Consider the following 16476-nt stretch of genomic DNA (forward strand, 5'->3'; position numbering starts at 1 on the left):
TGAGTGACATGGCAAAAAACTTGATCTTATGGTTGGTTATCGCTGTTGTTCTAATGTCTGTATTCCAGAGTTTTGGACCAGGTGATAAGACTAGCCATCAAATCGACTATACGACATTTGTCCGTGAAATCGGTCAGGATCAGATAAAGGAAGTACGATTCAATGATCGTGAGATCACCGTATACAAACGCGATAATGCGCGATATGTAACTTATCTGCCTGTTGTTAATGACCCTAAACTTCTTGACGATCTAATCAACGCAAACGTAAAAGTTTACGGTACCCCACCTGAAGAGCCTAGCTTACTTGCTTCTATCTTCATTTCGTGGTTCCCAATGCTGTTGTTGATTGGTGTTTGGATCTTCTTTATGCGCCAAATGCAGGGCGGTGGTGGCAAAGGTGCCATGTCGTTCGGTAAGTCTAAAGCTCGTATGATGAGTGAAGACCAAATCAAAACAACTTTTGCTGATGTGGCTGGTTGTGATGAAGCAAAAGAAGATGTGAAAGAGCTTGTTGATTACCTTCGTGATCCAAGCCGCTTCCAAAAGCTAGGTGGTAAGATCCCAACCGGTGTTCTTATGGTTGGTCCTCCTGGTACAGGTAAAACGCTATTAGCGAAAGCAATCGCGGGTGAAGCTAAAGTTCCATTTTTCACAATCTCCGGTTCTGACTTTGTTGAAATGTTCGTGGGTGTGGGTGCGTCCCGTGTTCGTGATATGTTTGAACAAGCTAAAAAAGCAGCGCCTTGTATCATCTTTATTGATGAAATCGATGCAGTTGGTCGTCAGCGTGGTGCTGGTGTTGGTGGTGGTCACGATGAGCGTGAACAAACACTAAACCAGATGCTAGTTGAAATGGATGGTTTTGAAGGTAACGAAGGTATTATCGTTATCGCTGCAACAAACCGTCCAGACGTTCTTGACCCAGCACTTCTTCGTCCAGGTCGTTTTGACCGTCAAGTTGTAGTTGGTCTACCAGATGTTCGTGGCCGTGAACAAATTTTGAAAGTTCACATGCGTAAAGTACCGCTAGATAATGATGTTAATCCATCACTAATTGCTCGTGGTACTCCAGGCTTCTCTGGTGCAGATTTAGCTAACTTAGTTAACGAAGCGGCACTATTTGCAGCACGCGGTAATAAGCGCACTGTATCAATGGTTGAATTTGAGCTAGCTAAAGACAAAATCATGATGGGCGCAGAGCGTAAGTCTATGGTGATGTCTGAAGCTCAAAAAGAGTCTACGGCTTACCATGAGGCTGGTCACGCTATTATTGGTCGCTTAGTACCGGATCACGATCCTGTGTACAAGGTATCCATTATTCCACGTGGTCGTGCTTTAGGTGTGACAATGTACTTACCTGAGCAAGACCGTGTGAGTCACTCTCGTGAATACTTAGAGTCAATGATCTCAAGTCTTTACGGTGGCCGTCTTGCAGAAGAACTTATCTACGGTGTAGAAAAAGTATCTACTGGTGCATCAAACGATATCGAACGTGCAACTGATATTGCGCGTAAGATGGTGACTCAGTGGGGCTTCTCTGACAAACTTGGTCCTCTTCTTTATGCAGAAGATGAAGGCGAAGTATTCTTAGGTCGCTCTGTGACTAAGAGTAAGCATATGTCAGATGACACTGCGAAGTTAATCGATAATGAAGTTCGTAAGCTGATTGATCGTAATTATGCTCGAGCTCGTCAGATTCTAGTCGACAATATGGATATCATGCATGCAATGAAAGATGCATTGATGAAATATGAGACTATCGATGCCGACCAAATTAATGACTTGATGGAACGTAAAACAGAAATTCGTGCACCAAAAGGTTGGGCGGATGAAAGTGATACGATGAAGCAAGAATCAGTATCAGAAGAAACAACAGTTGCACCTGAAGCTCCTGTTAATAATGATGATGTTAATGACGCATCAGAAAGCGATACTGATACTAAGCCTCAAGCATAATTAGTAGCTGTAAATAAAACCCCGGCTTAGGTCGGGGTTTTTTTATAACCAAAATATGAGATTTGATAATGATCTTACAAAGCCGAAGTAAAATCCTAGAACTAACATCTCCACATGTAATGGGGATCTTAAATGTTACTCCGGATTCGTTTTCCGATGGTGGACGTTTTAATCATTTAGATACCGCGCTATTTCATGCAGAAGAAATGATTGATGCTGGAGCAACATTTATCGATATAGGTGGTGAGTCAACAAGGCCTGGTGCTGCTGATGTTAGTATTGATGAAGAATTAGCTCGGGTTATTCCTGTTGTTGAAGCGATTTCTAATCGATTTGATTGTTGGATTTCAATTGATACCAGCAAAGCTCAGGTTATGACAGAAGCGGTAAAAGCGGGCGCTGATCTTATTAATGATATACGCGCATTGCGGGAACCTGGCGCATTAGAAGCTGCTGCTAAAAGCGAAGTACCAATTTGCTTGATGCATATGCAAGGACAACCACGTACAATGCAGACTGCGCCGCAATATGATGATTTGTTGGTTGATATAGAACAGTTTTTGTTAGAGCGAATCAATGCTTGTGAAGTGGTTGGAATATCTAAGCAAAAATTGATTCTCGACCCTGGTTTTGGCTTTGGTAAAACCATTAAACACAATTATCAGTTGTTGGAAAATTTAGAAAAGTTTCATCGTTTTGGGCTTCCAATTCTCGCTGGAATGTCACGTAAATCGATGATCTATAAATTATTTGAAAATAAGAGACCTGAAGATTGCCTTGCCGGTAGTCTTGCTTGTGCCACGATTGCAGCCATGAAAGGAGCGCAAATTATCCGTGTGCATGACGTAAAAGAGACGGTTGAAGCAGTTAGAATTTGCCATGAAACCGTATCTTCAGGCAATTAATGCCAAGAAGAACAAGGCATTACATAATAAAATTTCTAGGAGTGAAACATGCAAGAACGTAAATACTTTGGTACAGATGGTGTGCGCGGATTGGTTGGTGAAGGTCCGATTACCCCCGAATTTGTTTTGAAGCTAGGTTGGGCTGCTGGCCGCGTTCTGTCTCAACAGGGAACAAAAAAAGTTCTAATTGGTAAAGATACTCGTATTTCTGGCTATATGCTTGAATCTGCTCTTGAAGCAGGTCTTGCTGCTGCAGGTCTTCAAGCGGCATTTACCGGCCCAATGCCAACACCTGCTATTGCATATCTTACTCGTACCTTCCGTGCTGAAGCGGGCATCGTAATTTCAGCATCTCATAACCCATACTATGATAACGGTATTAAATTTTTCTCATCGGAAGGTACTAAGCTACCTGATGAGGTTGAATTAGCAATTGAAGCCGAACTTGATAAGCCACTTACTTGTGTGGAATCGGCACTATTGGGTAAAGCGTACCGTATTAACGATGCAGCTGGCCGTTATATCGAATTTTGTAAAGGTACTTTCCCGTCTCAACATAACTTGTCTGGCTATAAGATTGTTGTGGATTGTGCTCATGGTGCGACATATCATATTGCGCCAAATGTATTCCGAGAGTTAGGGGCTGATGTCATTACGATTGGTTGTGAGCCAAATGGTACAAATATCAATGATAAAGTAGGTGCTACTGATATTGCTGCTCTTCAAGCTAAAGTGTTGGAAGAAAAAGCGGACTTTGGTATTGCTCTTGATGGTGACGGTGATCGTGTGATCATGGTCGATGAGGCTGGCAATAAAGTTGATGGCGACCAAATTGCATATATTATTGCTCGTGATGCGCTACGTCGTGGTGAACTAAAAGGTGGTGTTGTTGGTACTCTTATGACCAATATGGGCATGGAGGTAGCACTGAAAAACCTAGGAATTCCATTTGTGCGAGCCAAAGTAGGTGACCGCTATGTAATGGAAGAGCTACTTAAGCACAATTGGTTGATTGGTGCGGAAAATTCAGGTCACGTTATTCTTTTAGATAAAGTGACAACCGGTGATGGTATTGTTGCTGGCTTGCAAATTATGGCTGCAATGGTTTCGAGCAAAATGACGCTAAAAGAACTGAGTGAAGGCATGAAAATGTTCCCTCAAGTTCTGGAAAATGTGCGTTTTAAAGGAGACGGTAATCCACTGGAATCTGAAGCCGTTATCGCAGCAACTAAAGCGGTTGAAGAAAAGCTTGGTGAAACAGGACGTGTCCTTCTTCGCAAATCTGGTACAGAACCCTTGATTCGCGTTATGGTTGAAGGCGAAGATGGCGATGCTGTGGCACAGTACGCACTAGATATTGCACAAGCAGTAAAAGATAACTGCTAAACTAATATTTGGCCGTGATCGAGTGTCACGGCCATTTTAGATTATCATTCTGTTGTTACTATAGATTGGCATCGTATACCCAAGCGTCTTCTTCTATTTTAAGAAGGGGGTTAGGTATAAAAATGAGAAACGGGATTAAACTTTAAATTACGCATTAAGCTCTGCTTAAAACTTGTCCAAGTGGATGGTAATTAGGGTTTTTTAATAAAATATTGCTTGTCAGTTTTGCTCGCATTGGTTAGTATCTTCTGCGCTCCTTAAGAGAGGAGGCGCTGGTACCGCTGTTGCGAAGCTGGCATAACAATTTAACCATAGGTGGAAATATGTACGAAATTCTACTTGTGATTTATCTTGTCGCCGCGCTTGGTGTAATTGGCCTAGTTTTGGTTCAGCAAGGTAAAGGCGCAGATATGGGAGCCTCATTCGGGGCTGGAGCATCAGGTACACTGTTTGGCTCTAGCGGCTCTGGAAACTTTCTAACTCGAATGACTGCACTGTGCGCAACGATTTTCTTTATTATCAGTCTTGTTCTTGGCAATATGAGTTCAAAACATACTGAAGAGAAAAATAGTTGGGAGAATTTAAGCGCTCCAGCAACAACGCAACAAGTGCAAGAAAAAACAACTGAAAGTGCTCCTGCTACAACTAGCAGTGAAAATACTAAGTAAGTTAAGAATTTAGCCGAGATGGTGAAATTGGTAGACACGCTAGCATGAGGTGCTAGTGCCGTAAGGTGTAGGGGTTCAAGTCCCCTTCTCGGCACCATTGATTCAGTGTTACTTGCGAAAGTGACCTCTAGTCAGTATAATCGACTAGAATTACGGACGCGGGGTGGAGCAGCTTGGTAGCTCGTCGGGCTCATAACCCGAAGGTCGTTGGTTCAAATCCGGCCCCCGCAACCACTTTTAAAAGCATGTTAGTCTCTAGCATGCTTTTGTCATAACAGAAGCTATACTTCTGTTGTGATAAACAGGGTCCAGTGATATTAAGCCCCGTAATTCGGGGTTTTTTATTATCTGAAATATGACCATTCAGGTGTTAACTGGGCTTTAGTGCCCTTTTTTTGTTTCCGGGGGGTTGTTTTGACAGCTTTAGAAACCCAACTGACTGAAATGCTTGAACCATCAGTAGCAGCACTTGGCTATGAGCTGGTTGGTTTAGAGTTCATTCGTGCTGGAGAGCACTCCACACTTCGAATCTTCATTGATAAAGAAAATGGTATCAATGTAGAAGATTGCGCAGAAGTAAGCCGCCAAGTGAGTGCAGTAATGGATGTTGAAGATCCAATTACTGTGGCATACAACTTAGAAGTCTCTTCCCCTGGATTGGAAAGGCCACTATTTAAGGCAGCGCACTATGAGCAATTTATTGGCCACGAAGTTAGCCTAGTACTAAAAATGGCGATGGGTAATCGCCGTAAATGGAAAGGTGATATCGTTGCTGTTGATGGTGAACTAGTCACTCTAAACGTGGATGGCAATGAAGAATGTTTTGCATTAAGCAACATTTCAAAAGCTAACCTAGTTCCTAAATTCTAAACGCTAACTTGAGGCATTAGAAATGAACAAAGAAATCTTGGCTGTCGTTGAAGCGGTATCCAATGAAAAAGCTGTTCCTCGTGAGCGTATCTTTGAAGCTTTAGAGATCGCACTAGCAACAGCAACTAAGAAGAAATACGAAGCAGAAATCGATGTACGTGTTACTATCGATCGTAAAACTGGTGAGTTTGAAACATTCCGTCGCTGGAAAGCGGTAGATGAAGTGACTCAACCAACACTAGAGATCACTCTAGAAGCTGCTCAGTTTGAAGATGAAACAGTTGAACTTGGCGATTTCGTTGAAGATGAAATCCAATCAGTAACGTTTGACCGTATTACGACTCAAACCGCTAAGCAAGTTATCGTTCAAAAAGTTCGTGAAGCAGAGCGCGCACAAATTGTGGCTCAGTTTGTTGATAACGAAGGTGATTTAATCACTGGTGTTGTTAAGAAAGTAAACCGTGATGCTGTGATTGTTGACCTTGGTAACAATGCAGAAGCGGTAATTGGTCGTGACGATCAGCTACCACGCGAAAACTTCCGTCCAGGTGACCGTGTTCGTGGTCTTCTGTACAAAGTAGCACCTGAAGCTCGTGGCTTCCAGCTATTCATGACTCGTTCTAAGCCTGCAATGTTGTCTGAACTATTCCGCATTGAAGTGCCAGAAATTGGTGAAGAGCTAATTGAACTAATGGGCGCAGCTCGCGATCCTGGTTCACGCGCTAAAATTGCTGTTAAAACTAACGACAAACGTATCGACCCAGTTGGTGCTTGTGTTGGTATGCGTGGTGCTCGTGTTCAAGCTGTTTCTGGTGAACTTGGTGGTGAGCGTATTGATATCGTACTTTGGGACGAAAACCCAGCTCAGTACGTAATCAATGCAATGGCACCAGCTGAAGTTAGCTCTATCATCGTTGATGAAGATTCTCATACTATGGATATTGCAGTAGAGAAAGCTAACCTAGCACAAGCAATTGGCCGTAATGGTCAAAACGTACGTCTAGCTTCTCAGCTAACTGGCTGGGAACTGAATGTAATGACAGTAGAAGATCTTCAGAAGAAACATCAAGAAGAAGCTCAAGAATCTATTGATACATTTACTAAATACCTTGATATTGATGAAGATTTTGCATCAGTATTAGTAACTGAAGGTTTCACAACTCTAGAAGAAATCGCTTACGTTCCTGTAAATGAACTTCTAGAAGTTGAAGGTCTTAATGAAGAGACCATCGACGAACTACGTAACCGCGCTAAAGAAGCTTTGACAACGATTGCTCTTGCAAAAGAAGAATCATTGGACGCAGAACCTGCTGAAGATCTTCTTGCTCTTGAAGGTTTAGAGCGTGAGCTAGCGTTCAAGCTAGCTGCTAAAGGTATTCTTACGCTAGAAGATCTAGCAGATCAGGGAACTGATGATTTGATCGATATCGAAGGCGTGGACGAAGCAAAAGCGGGTGAGCTAATCATGGCTGCACGTAACATTTGCTGGTTCGGCGACGAAGCGTAAGAACCAAAAAAATAGCAAGGAGGAGCGCTATGTCAGAGGTTACAGTTAAAACATTAGCGGATGAAATTGGTACGCCGATTGACCGTTTACTTCAACAGCTTTCTGATGCAGGTATTGCAAAAAAAGCTGATGATAATGTAAGCCAGACCGAAAAACAGACACTACTGAGTCACCTGCAAAAAGAGCATGGTGGAAATGTTAGTGCTGATGGAGCTCCAACTCGCCTTACTCTCCAACGCAAGACAAGAAGTACATTAAGTGTTTCTGGCTCTGGTGGTAAGAACAAAAGTGTTCAAGTAGAGGTGCGCAAAAAGCGCACCTATGTTAAACGTTCAGCGCTTGAAGAAGAGCAGCGTGCAGCAGAAGAAGCTGCAAAAAATGCTGTAAACGAAGCCGCTCAACGTGAAGCAGAAGCCATTGCTCAGCGTGATGCAGAGGAGGCGGCCAAACGTGAAGCCCAAGAACAGGCGAACCGTGCGGCTGAAGAGAAGCGTTTAGCAGAAGAACAAGCCAAACGCGAAGCTGAGGAAAAAGCAAAGCGTGACGCGGATGATGCTCAACGCCTTGCTGAAGAACAAGCTAAGCGTGAAGCTGGGGAACAAGCTAAACGTACCGAAGAGGAAAAGCGTAAAGCCGAAGAAAAGGCTAAGCGCGCCGTCGCTGATGAACAGGCTAAGAAAGAAGCTGAGGCGCTACAACGTCGCCGGGAAGAGGAAGCCAAGCGTAAAGCCGAAGAAGAGAGTCAGCGTCAGCTAGAAGAGGCACGCAAGATGGCAGAACAAAATGAGAAAAACTGGGCTGAAAAGAATACTTCTGGCCTAGAAATGGAAAAATCTGATTACCACACGACAACTTCAACTTACGCACGTGCTGCAGAAGATGAGCAAGACCGTCGTGAAGAAGGTAACCGTCGTAAGAAGAAAAAACCTTCTGCGAAACAACAGCAACAGCAAGAAGATCGTAACGGTGGTAACAACCGTCGCGGCGGCCGTAACCAACGTGGTGGTCGTGGTAAAGGTCAAATGGCTAAACCAACTTCAATGCAGCATGGTTTTGATAAAACAGCTGTTGTTGCAAAACAAGATGTTGTTATCGGCGAAACAATCGTTGTATCTGAACTTGCTAACAAGATGTCTGTAAAAGGCGTTGAAGTTATCAAAGTGATGATGAAGATGGGCGCAATGGCGACTATCAACCAAGTGATTGACCAAGAAACTGCAGCACTTGTTGCAGAGGAAATGGGCCACAAGGTTATTCTTCGTAAAGAAAATGAGCTAGAAGAAGCAGTACTATCTGATCGTAATGCAGATGATCTTGCTAAAGTATCTCGTGCTCCTGTTGTTACTATCATGGGTCACGTTGACCATGGTAAAACATCGACTCTTGACTACATTCGTAAAGCTCACGTTGCCGCTGGCGAAGCGGGCGGTATCACACAGCATATCGGTGCATACCACGTTCAAACTGACAATGGCATGATCACTTTCCTTGATACTCCTGGACACGCAGCGTTTACTGCAATGCGTGCTCGTGGTGCTCAAGCGACAGATATCGTTGTTCTTGTTGTTGCTGCCGACGATGGCGTTATGCCACAGACAATCGAAGCAATCCAGCATGCGAAAGCGGCAGGTGTTCCTTTGATTATTGCTGTGAACAAGATCGATAAAGAAGGTGCTAACCCAGATAACGTTAAGAATGAGCTTGCTCAATATGACGTTATTCCTGAAGAGTGGGGCGGCGAGAATATCTTTGTTCATATCTCTGCTAAGCAAGGTACTAACATCGATGGTCTTCTTGAAGCAATCCTTCTTCAAGCTGAAGTTCTTGAACTAACAGCAATTGAAGATGGCATGGCAAAAGGTGTTGTTGTTGAATCACGTCTAGATAAAGGTCGTGGTCCTGTTGCAACCGTACTTGTTCAAGAAGGTACTCTACATAAAGGCGATATCGTTCTTTGTGGTCTTGAGTATGGTCGTGTTCGTGCAATGCGTGATGAGCTAGGTCAAGAAATTGAATCAGCAGGTCCATCTATTCCTGTTGAAATCCTAGGTCTATCTGGCGTTCCAGCATCTGGTGACGAAGCAACAGTTGTACGTGATGAGCGTAAAGCTCGTGAAGTTGCACTATACCGTCAAGGTAAGTTCCGTGATGTTAAACTAGCTCGTCAACAGAAAGCGAAACTAGAGAACATGTTCTCTAACATGGCTGCTGGTGAAGTTGCTGAACTTAACGTAGTTCTAAAAGCTGACGTACAGGGCTCTGTAGAAGCAATTGCAGACTCACTACGTAAGCTATCAACTGACGAAGTTAAAGTGAACATCGTAGGTTCTGGTGTTGGTGGTATTACAGAAACTGATGCAGTACTTGCAGCAGCGTCTAATGCTATCATCCTTGGCTTCAACGTTCGTGCTGATGCATCTGCTCGTAAGACAATCGAAGCTGAAAACCTAGACCTTCGTTACTACTCAATCATTTACCAGCTAATTGACGAAGTTAAAGCGGCAATGGGCGGTATGCTTTCTCCTGAATTCAAGCAAGAGATCATTGGTCTTGCTGAAGTTCGTGATGTATTTAAGTCACCTAAACTTGGCGCAATCGCAGGTTGTATGGTTACTGAAGGTACTATCAAGCGTAGCAACCCTATTCGCGTTCTACGTGATAACGTGGTTATCTACGAAGGTGAACTTGAGTCGCTACGTCGCTTTAAAGATGACGTTAACGAAGTTAAGAACGGCTACGAGTGTGGTATCGGCGTTAAGAACTACAATGACGTTCGCGTTGGTGACCAGATCGAAGTTTATGAAATCGTAGAAATTCAACGTACTCTTGACTAATTTTTAAAGTTCAAAGTAGTTAAGAATTTAACGATTATTATGTTATGGGGAGCTTTGGCTCCCCATTCTTTCAAGAGCAGATATCTTAGAGAGAGCAAATTATGGCAAAAGAATTTAGCCGTACACAGCGCGTTGCTCAGCAGCTACAAAAAGAGCTAGCAGTGATTTTGCAACGTGAACTAAAAGAGCCTCGTCTAGCAATGACGACAATCTCAAGCGTTGAAGTATCACGTGATATGGGTTACGCAAAAGTTTATGTCACTTTTTTCGCAATTGGTGATCAAAGTGAAGAAGAGAGCTTAGCGATTCTTCGTGAAAAAGCGCCATATATCCGTTCACTATTGGGTAAACAGATTCGCTTGCGTGTGACTCCTGAACTGACATTTATTTTTGATCAATCACTAACTGAAGGTATGCGTATCTCTAACCTAGTTAGTAAAGTGGTTCGTGACGATGAAGTTCGTCATGTGGCAGATGATGATCAAAAACAAGACGAGGAATAAGCATGGCACGTCGTCGTAAGGGCCGTCCAATTGATGGTGTGATTTTAGTTGATAAACCAACTGGGATCAGTTCAAACGATACATTACAAAAAGTAAAACGTATCTTCTTTGCGCAAAAAGCCGGACATACTGGAGCACTCGATCCTTTGGCGACGGGCATGTTGCCTATCTGTTTTGGTGAAGCGACCAAGTTTTCTCAGTTTCTATTAGATTCTGATAAGCGCTATCGTGTTATTGCGAAATTGGGTGAGCGTACTGATACCTCTGATTCTGATGGACAAGTGGTAGAGACTCGTGATGTAAAAGTAGATCGAGGCCAACTTGAACGTTGTATTGCAAAATTCCGCGGTACAACAGATCAGATCCCATCAATGTATTCAGCATTAAAATACAAAGGCCGTAAACTTTATGAGTATGCTCGTGAAGGTGTTGAGGTCCCTCGTGAATCTCGCAAAATTACGGTTTACTCTGTAGATTTACTGCGTTTTGATAGCAATGAAGTTGAAATGGAACTTCATGTATCAAAAGGTACATACATCCGTACAATCGTTGATGATCTGGGTGAAATGCTAGGTTGTGGTGCTCATGTGATCATGCTACGCCGTATTGGTGTTTCGCATTATCCGGTTGATCGTATGGTAACTATTGAGCAGCTTGCTCTGTTAGCTGATCAAACAAAAGAAAAGGGTATTGATCCTCATACTGTGCTTGATACCTTGCTATTACCAACAGATACTGCCGTACAAGATCTTCCTGAAGTGAATATCTTACCTGCTCAAGCTGTTTATGCTTTACATGGTAATCCGGTTCGAGCTGCTCGTATCCCTGAAGAAGGTACGCTAGTTCGTATTACCGTTGGTGAGAAACGCGATTTTATTGGTGTGGGTACCATTGAAAAAGGGATGCTAGCACCAAAGCGTGTTATTGCCGAACAGCAAGCAGAAGCGTAATCTCGAATCTTGAAATATTTCTTGTAGTCCCTGATAACGCCACGTATAATCCGCGGCTCGGGTGTCGGCTGAATCAGAGATTGGCTGACACAAATTAAAAAACTATTTTGTATTAGGAATGAGTTATGTCTCTGAATGCAGAAACTAAAGCAGCAATCGTTGCTGAATACGCGCAAGGTCAAAACGACACTGGTTCTCCTGAAGTTCAGGTTGCACTGCTAACAGCACAAATCAACCACCTTCAAGGTCACTTTGCTAACCACAAACACGACCACCACAGCCGTCGCGGTCTTCTACGCATGGTTTCTCGTCGTCGTAAACTTCTAGATTACCTAAAAGGTAAGAACCTAGATCGTTACCAAGACCTAATCAAGCGTCTAGGCCTACGTCGCTAAGATAGCTTTTAGAAAGGAGCCTTTTGGCTCCTTTCTTTTTATTTGGCGTCCATAAATCTTTGCTGTATTTGTTGAGTGATCCCATTCTCGATGAGAGAAACTTGCAGCAGTGTACAGTGAGCGTATGATAGACGCGGATAAATCTTCTTTATGCTCTATTTTGTGAGTCAATTTCGTCGACCATGAGGTCGCGGCTAATAAAAGTGCTCAAAATATCTTTACTGAGTCTTTTTATTAGTCGCGGCACATAAAATAACGCTAAAGAAGGGTTCAAAAATAACGCATTTTTGAGGTCAGTTAGATATACTTAACTGGCACAAAAGGCGGAAATTATTTGTAAGGAAATTCAAGTGAATCCTATTGTAAAAACGTTCCAGTACGGTAACCACACTGTTACCCTTGAAACTGGTGTTATGGCGCGCCAAGCGACTGCTGCTGTAATGGCAAGCATGGACGATACTTCTGTATTTGTTTCTGTGGTTGGTAAAAAAGAAGCAGTAGAAGGTCAAGACTTCTTCCCGCTAACTGTTAACTACCAAGAGCGTACATACGCTGCAGGTAAAATCCCTGGTGGTTTCTTCAAGCGTGAAGGTCGTCCATCTGAAGGCGAAACACTAACAGCTCGTCTGATTGACCGTCCAATCCGTCCACTTTTCCCTGATGCATTCAAGAACGAAGTTCAAGTAATTGCAACAGTTGTTTCTGTAAACCCAAATGTTAGCCCAGACATCATCACAATGATCGGTACTTCTGCGGCTCTTGCTATTTCTGGTATTCCATTTAATGGTCCTATCGGTGCAGCACGTGTTGGTTTTATTAACGATCAGTTCGTTCTAAACCCAAGCAATGTAGAACTAGAAGAAAGCCGTCTAGATCTTGTTGTTGCTGGTACTAAAGACGCAGTATTGATGGTTGAGTCAGAAGCTGACCGTCTATCTGAAGAGCAAATGCTACAAGCTGTTGTATTTGGTCATGACCAACAGCAAACAGTGATCAATGCTATCAACGAGTTCGCAGCAGAAGTTGCAACTCCAGCTTGGGATTGGATTGCTCCTGAAGAGAACACAGTACTTAAGAATAAGATTGCAGAACTAGCAGAAGCTAAGCTAGTTGAAGCTTACCAAATCACTGAAAAGATGGCTCGTTACGATCGCATTCATGAGATTGCTGATGAAGTAAACGAAGTGCTACTTTCTGAAGACCTAGAAGTGAACACTAAAGAAGTTCACACTATCTTCCACGATCTAGAGAAGACGGTTGTACGTCGCAGCATCATCGCGGGTAACCCACGTATTGATGGCCGTGAAGTTGATATGGTTCGTGCACTTGATGTACGCACAGGTGTTCTTCCTCGTACTCATGGTTCATCACTATTTACTCGTGGTGAAACTCAGGCGCTTGTTACAGCAACGCTTGGTACTCAACGTGATGCTCAGATCATCGATGAGCTAACTGGTGAGAAGAAAGATTACTTCCTACTACACTACAACTTCCCTCCATACTGTGTGGGTGAAACTGGTTTTGTAGGATCTCCTAAGCGTCGTGAAATTGGTCACGGTCGTCTAGCGAAGCGTGGTATTGCCGCTGTAATGCCATCAATCGATGAGTTCCCATACACTGTACGTGTAGTATCAGAAATCACAGAATCTAACGGTTCTTCTTCAATGGCTTCTGTATGTGGTACTTCTCTAGCGCTTATGGACGCTGGTGTGCCAATTAAGTCATCTGTTGCTGGTATTGCAATGGGTCTTGTGAAAGAAGGCGATGATTTTGTTGTTCTTTCAGATATCCTTGGTGATGAAGACCACCTAGGTGATATGGACTTTAAAGTAGCTGGTACTGATGACGGTATCACTGCACTTCAGATGGATATCAAAATTGAAGGTATCACTAAAGAGATCATGCAAATTGCATTGAACCAAGCAAAAGGTGCGCGTATGCACATCCTTAGCGTAATGGACAACGCAATTAACGCTCCTCGTGATGATATCTCTGAGTTTGCACCTCGCATTCACACTATGAAGATCAACCCAGAGAAGATCAAAGATGTGATTGGTAAAGGTGGTGCTGTAATCCGTGCTCTAACTGAAGAGACTGGCACAACTATCGAAATCGAAGATGACGGTACTGTGAAGATTGCTGCAACAGATGGTCTACAAGCGAAAGAAGCAATTCGTCGTATTGAAGAGATCACAGCAGATGTTGAAGTTGGCCGTATCTACACAGGTAAAGTAACTCGTATCGTTGATTTCGGTGCGTTTGTATCTGTAATTGGTACTAAAGAAGGTCTAGTTCACATCTCTCAAATCTCTCAAGAGCGCGTAGAGAAAGTATCTGATTACCTAAAAGAAGGTCAGGAAGTTCCAGTTAAGGTTCTTGAAATTGACCGTCAAGGCCGTATCCGTCTAAGCATGAAAGAAGCTGTGCAACCTGCAGAGCAACCAGCTCAAGACGAGCAGCCAAAAGACTAATCTTACCGATTTAGTTAAATAAAATTAAAAGGGGCTCTAGTAGCCCCTTTTTTGATATCAGGGTATGATACTTGAGTATGCCTATTGTTGAACGAGGGAGTGGGACTTTGCTAAAGAAGATGAAATTTGCCGTGGTAAGTGTGGTCCTTGCTCTGTCTGGTTGCGCTGGCACCTCGCAAGTTCATTGGAATATTCCACCGATGGCTGTGCCCTTCCAAGCGACAATGCAACAGCAGATCCAACTTGCCCGTATAGAGCAACTACTTGGCCAAAAAGAGTTAACGGATAAACAAGTTGCTCAACTGTATCTTCAACGTGGATTAGTTTATGACAGTTTAGGTATTAAAGATCTGGCTCGAATGGACTTTGCTCAGTCACTTTCAATTAATCCTAAACAAGCGGATTTGTACAATATTCTTGGGGTTTATCTTACTCAAGTGGGTTTGTTTGATGCCGCTTATGAAGCATTTGATTCCACATTAGATTTAGAACCCTCACACCCTTATGCACAGCGTAATTTAGGTATCGCTCTTTATTATGGTGAGCGATTAGAGTTAGCTCATCAAGAGTTGTATCAACATTATTTACAAGATAAAAATGATCCATATCGCGCTATTTGGCTCTATCTTGTAGATGTAAAAACTCAGCCGCAACAAGCTGCACGTCAGTTGCAATATCAATATAATGTCAGTAATAAAAAAGATTGGGGCTGGAATATTGCTCAACTGCTGATTGGTAAAATCAGTGAAGGACAGTTTATCGCAGATATCGCTGAACAAAGCCAAGATAATCAACAGTTAGCTGAGCATTTAACTGAAGGCTATTTTTATTTGGCGAAGCAGTATCAGTTGCAAGGGGATGAAGATGCCGCTGCTAATTTGTTTAAGTTAGCCTTAGCAGGAAATGTCTATGAATATGTTGAGCACCGCTATGCATTACTGGAGTTGGCGTTAATGGCTGATGAAGAGCAGCAACAAGCTCAAGCGCTACAAACGACCAATGGCAATGGTATTGAAAGTAATAACGAATAGCATAAAAGCTAAAACTATTCATACAGCAACTGCTATCTAGATAAAAACCGCACTAAGCTAATCACTTGTGCGGTTTTATTGTATCAATAGACGGTAAATACAGACGAGTGTTACGACTGAATATTTAAGCCTGCTAAATTGTGCCAGTAGCCGTTACATTGGTGACCATCGGCAAGAGTATGGCGATTTTGTCCTTGTTCATTTTGACGGAACTCATCAACCAAACCTAAGGTATCGACGCCTAATGGGCTAAGACGTACCACATCGACTAATTCTTGCATCCCTTGCAGATCATTAATTAAGTTATAGCAGTAACCTGATTGTGTTTGAATGCCGTTTAATGTGAAGACTTTCTGTGACTCTTGGCTCTTTACTGTAATGCCAGTTGGGTACTTGATACAGCAGGTTTCACAATCGTCTTTTGCACGGTCTTCGGCGCGCGCGGTGAAGCAACGGGCAGAATAGGCTAGTGGTAAATAGCCATAGCTAAAGACTTCGGTTTCAAATTGTCCGCGAATCCCCAATTGCTCACATTCAGCTAAAGTGTTTTGTAACCAATCACGAGATAGCTCAACGGGCATACACCAACGTGTCATCCCTTTTTTAAGGAACAGGTTAAGTGTTTGGGCGTTGTAGCAGTTAACCGCAGGACCGACAACAAACGGGACTCGATGCTCATGAGCCAATTGAATCGCAGAGACATCGTTAGCCTCAATAATAAAATCGCCGTTATCAATGTATTTTTTCATTACATTGACTTCACTTGGCGCTTCAAGCAAAGCCATAGTAGAGAGCACCACTTGTTTACCGTTATCGGCTAACGATTTAGCAATCTCAAACCAGTCTGCCGCTTTCATTTCACGACGTTTAGAACAAACGGTTTCACCAAGATAAATAATATCAACATTGGCACTTTGTGCTTGCTGATAGAAAGCTTCTACGTCTGTTTTTGGCCAAAAATAAAGAATAGGGCCTAATGCATATTTCATTGTGCTTCC

13 protein-coding genes and 2 tRNA genes are annotated in these 16476 nt (G+C 43.0%); 14 read left to right on the forward strand and 1 reads right to left on the reverse strand.

Annotated features, from left to right (window positions below; translation table 11 throughout):
* The first annotated feature begins 8 nt into the window (after positions 1–8).
* From ftsH to nlpI, 14 genes are all read left to right on the forward strand, one after another.
* Entirely contained in the window at positions 9–1958 is a 1950-nt protein-coding gene (ftsH, locus tag CTN07_RS10335) for an ATP-dependent zinc metalloprotease FtsH (protein WP_005301158.1), read from the forward strand.
* 68 nt (positions 1959–2026) lie between these two features.
* Entirely contained in the window at positions 2027–2863 is an 837-nt protein-coding gene (gene folP, locus CTN07_RS10340; RefSeq protein WP_005301155.1) for a dihydropteroate synthase, read from the forward strand.
* Between the two features lie 48 nt (positions 2864–2911).
* Positions 2912–4249, forward strand: a complete 1338-nt coding sequence (glmM, locus tag CTN07_RS10345) for a phosphoglucosamine mutase (protein ID WP_005301152.1) — start codon at positions 2912–2914, stop codon at positions 4247–4249.
* A 323-nt stretch (positions 4250–4572) separates the two neighbouring features.
* Positions 4573–4917: a preprotein translocase subunit SecG gene (secG, locus tag CTN07_RS10350; RefSeq protein WP_036764396.1), complete on the forward strand. Its 345-nt coding sequence runs from the start codon at positions 4573–4575 to the stop codon at positions 4915–4917.
* Between the two features lie 12 nt (positions 4918–4929).
* Positions 4930–5014 (forward strand) — tRNA-Leu (locus CTN07_RS10355).
* 60 nt (positions 5015–5074) lie between these two features.
* Positions 5075–5151, forward strand: a tRNA-Met gene (locus tag CTN07_RS10360).
* A gap of 180 nt (positions 5152–5331) precedes the next feature.
* Entirely contained in the window at positions 5332–5787 is a 456-nt protein-coding gene (gene rimP, locus CTN07_RS10365) for a ribosome maturation factor RimP (RefSeq protein WP_005301149.1), read from the forward strand.
* A 22-nt stretch (positions 5788–5809) separates the two neighbouring features.
* Positions 5810–7294: a transcription termination factor NusA gene (nusA, locus tag CTN07_RS10370; RefSeq protein ID WP_005301147.1), complete on the forward strand. Its 1485-nt coding sequence runs from the start codon at positions 5810–5812 to the stop codon at positions 7292–7294.
* Positions 7295–7323: 29 nt separating this feature from the next.
* Entirely contained in the window at positions 7324–10128 is a 2805-nt protein-coding gene (gene infB / locus CTN07_RS10375) for a translation initiation factor IF-2 (protein WP_005301145.1), read from the forward strand.
* Between the two features lie 101 nt (positions 10129–10229).
* A complete protein-coding gene (gene rbfA, locus CTN07_RS10380; RefSeq protein WP_005301142.1) occupies positions 10230–10631 on the forward strand; it encodes a 30S ribosome-binding factor RbfA in 402 nt (133 codons plus the stop codon).
* Positions 10632–10633: 2 nt separating this feature from the next.
* Positions 10634–11581, forward strand: coding sequence for a tRNA pseudouridine(55) synthase TruB (gene truB / locus CTN07_RS10385; protein ID WP_005301139.1), 948 nt, complete (start codon positions 10634–10636; stop codon positions 11579–11581).
* Between the two features lie 125 nt (positions 11582–11706).
* The gene (gene rpsO / locus CTN07_RS10390) at positions 11707–11976 is read left to right on the forward strand and encodes a 30S ribosomal protein S15 (protein WP_005301136.1); all 270 of its coding nucleotides are present in this window, start codon (positions 11707–11709) and stop codon (positions 11974–11976) included.
* A gap of 350 nt (positions 11977–12326) precedes the next feature.
* Entirely contained in the window at positions 12327–14447 is a 2121-nt protein-coding gene (gene pnp / locus CTN07_RS10395) for a polyribonucleotide nucleotidyltransferase (RefSeq protein ID WP_005301130.1), read from the forward strand.
* Positions 14448–14566: 119 nt separating this feature from the next.
* A complete protein-coding gene (nlpI, locus tag CTN07_RS10400) occupies positions 14567–15478 on the forward strand; it encodes a lipoprotein NlpI (protein ID WP_036764394.1) in 912 nt (303 codons plus the stop codon).
* A 110-nt stretch (positions 15479–15588) separates the two neighbouring features.
* On the opposite strand, the gene CTN07_RS10405 is transcribed toward nlpI, so the two are convergent.
* Complete coding sequence (locus CTN07_RS10405) at positions 15589–16467, reverse strand: U32 family peptidase (RefSeq protein ID WP_005301124.1); 879 nt, start codon at positions 16465–16467, stop codon at positions 15589–15591.
* Positions 16468–16476 lie beyond the last annotated feature (9 nt).

Origin of the sequence: Photobacterium damselae (genome assembly GCF_003026815.1) — a bacterium.
Lineage (GTDB): Bacteria > Pseudomonadota > Gammaproteobacteria > Enterobacterales > Vibrionaceae > Photobacterium > Photobacterium damselae.

Coding starts and splice junctions, on each gene's coding strand:
- ftsH (WP_005301158.1), top strand. CDS start 9: ATGGCAAAAAACTTGATCTTATGGTTGGTTATCGCTGTTGTTCTAATG.
- folP (WP_005301155.1), top strand. CDS start 2,027: ATGATCTTACAAAGCCGAAGTAAAATCCTAGAACTAACATCTCCACAT.
- glmM (WP_005301152.1), top strand. CDS start 2,912: ATGCAAGAACGTAAATACTTTGGTACAGATGGTGTGCGCGGATTGGTT.
- secG (WP_036764396.1), top strand. CDS start 4,573: ATGTACGAAATTCTACTTGTGATTTATCTTGTCGCCGCGCTTGGTGTA.
- nusA (WP_005301147.1), top strand. CDS start 5,810: ATGAACAAAGAAATCTTGGCTGTCGTTGAAGCGGTATCCAATGAAAAA.
- infB (WP_005301145.1), top strand. CDS start 7,324: ATGTCAGAGGTTACAGTTAAAACATTAGCGGATGAAATTGGTACGCCG.
- rbfA (WP_005301142.1), top strand. CDS start 10,230: ATGGCAAAAGAATTTAGCCGTACACAGCGCGTTGCTCAGCAGCTACAA.
- truB (WP_005301139.1), top strand. CDS start 10,634: ATGGCACGTCGTCGTAAGGGCCGTCCAATTGATGGTGTGATTTTAGTT.
- rpsO (WP_005301136.1), top strand. CDS start 11,707: ATGTCTCTGAATGCAGAAACTAAAGCAGCAATCGTTGCTGAATACGCG.
- nlpI (WP_036764394.1), top strand. CDS start 14,567: ATGAAATTTGCCGTGGTAAGTGTGGTCCTTGCTCTGTCTGGTTGCGCT.
- CTN07_RS10405 (WP_005301124.1), bottom strand. CDS start 16,467: ATGAAATATGCATTAGGCCCTATTCTTTATTTTTGGCCAAAAACAGAC.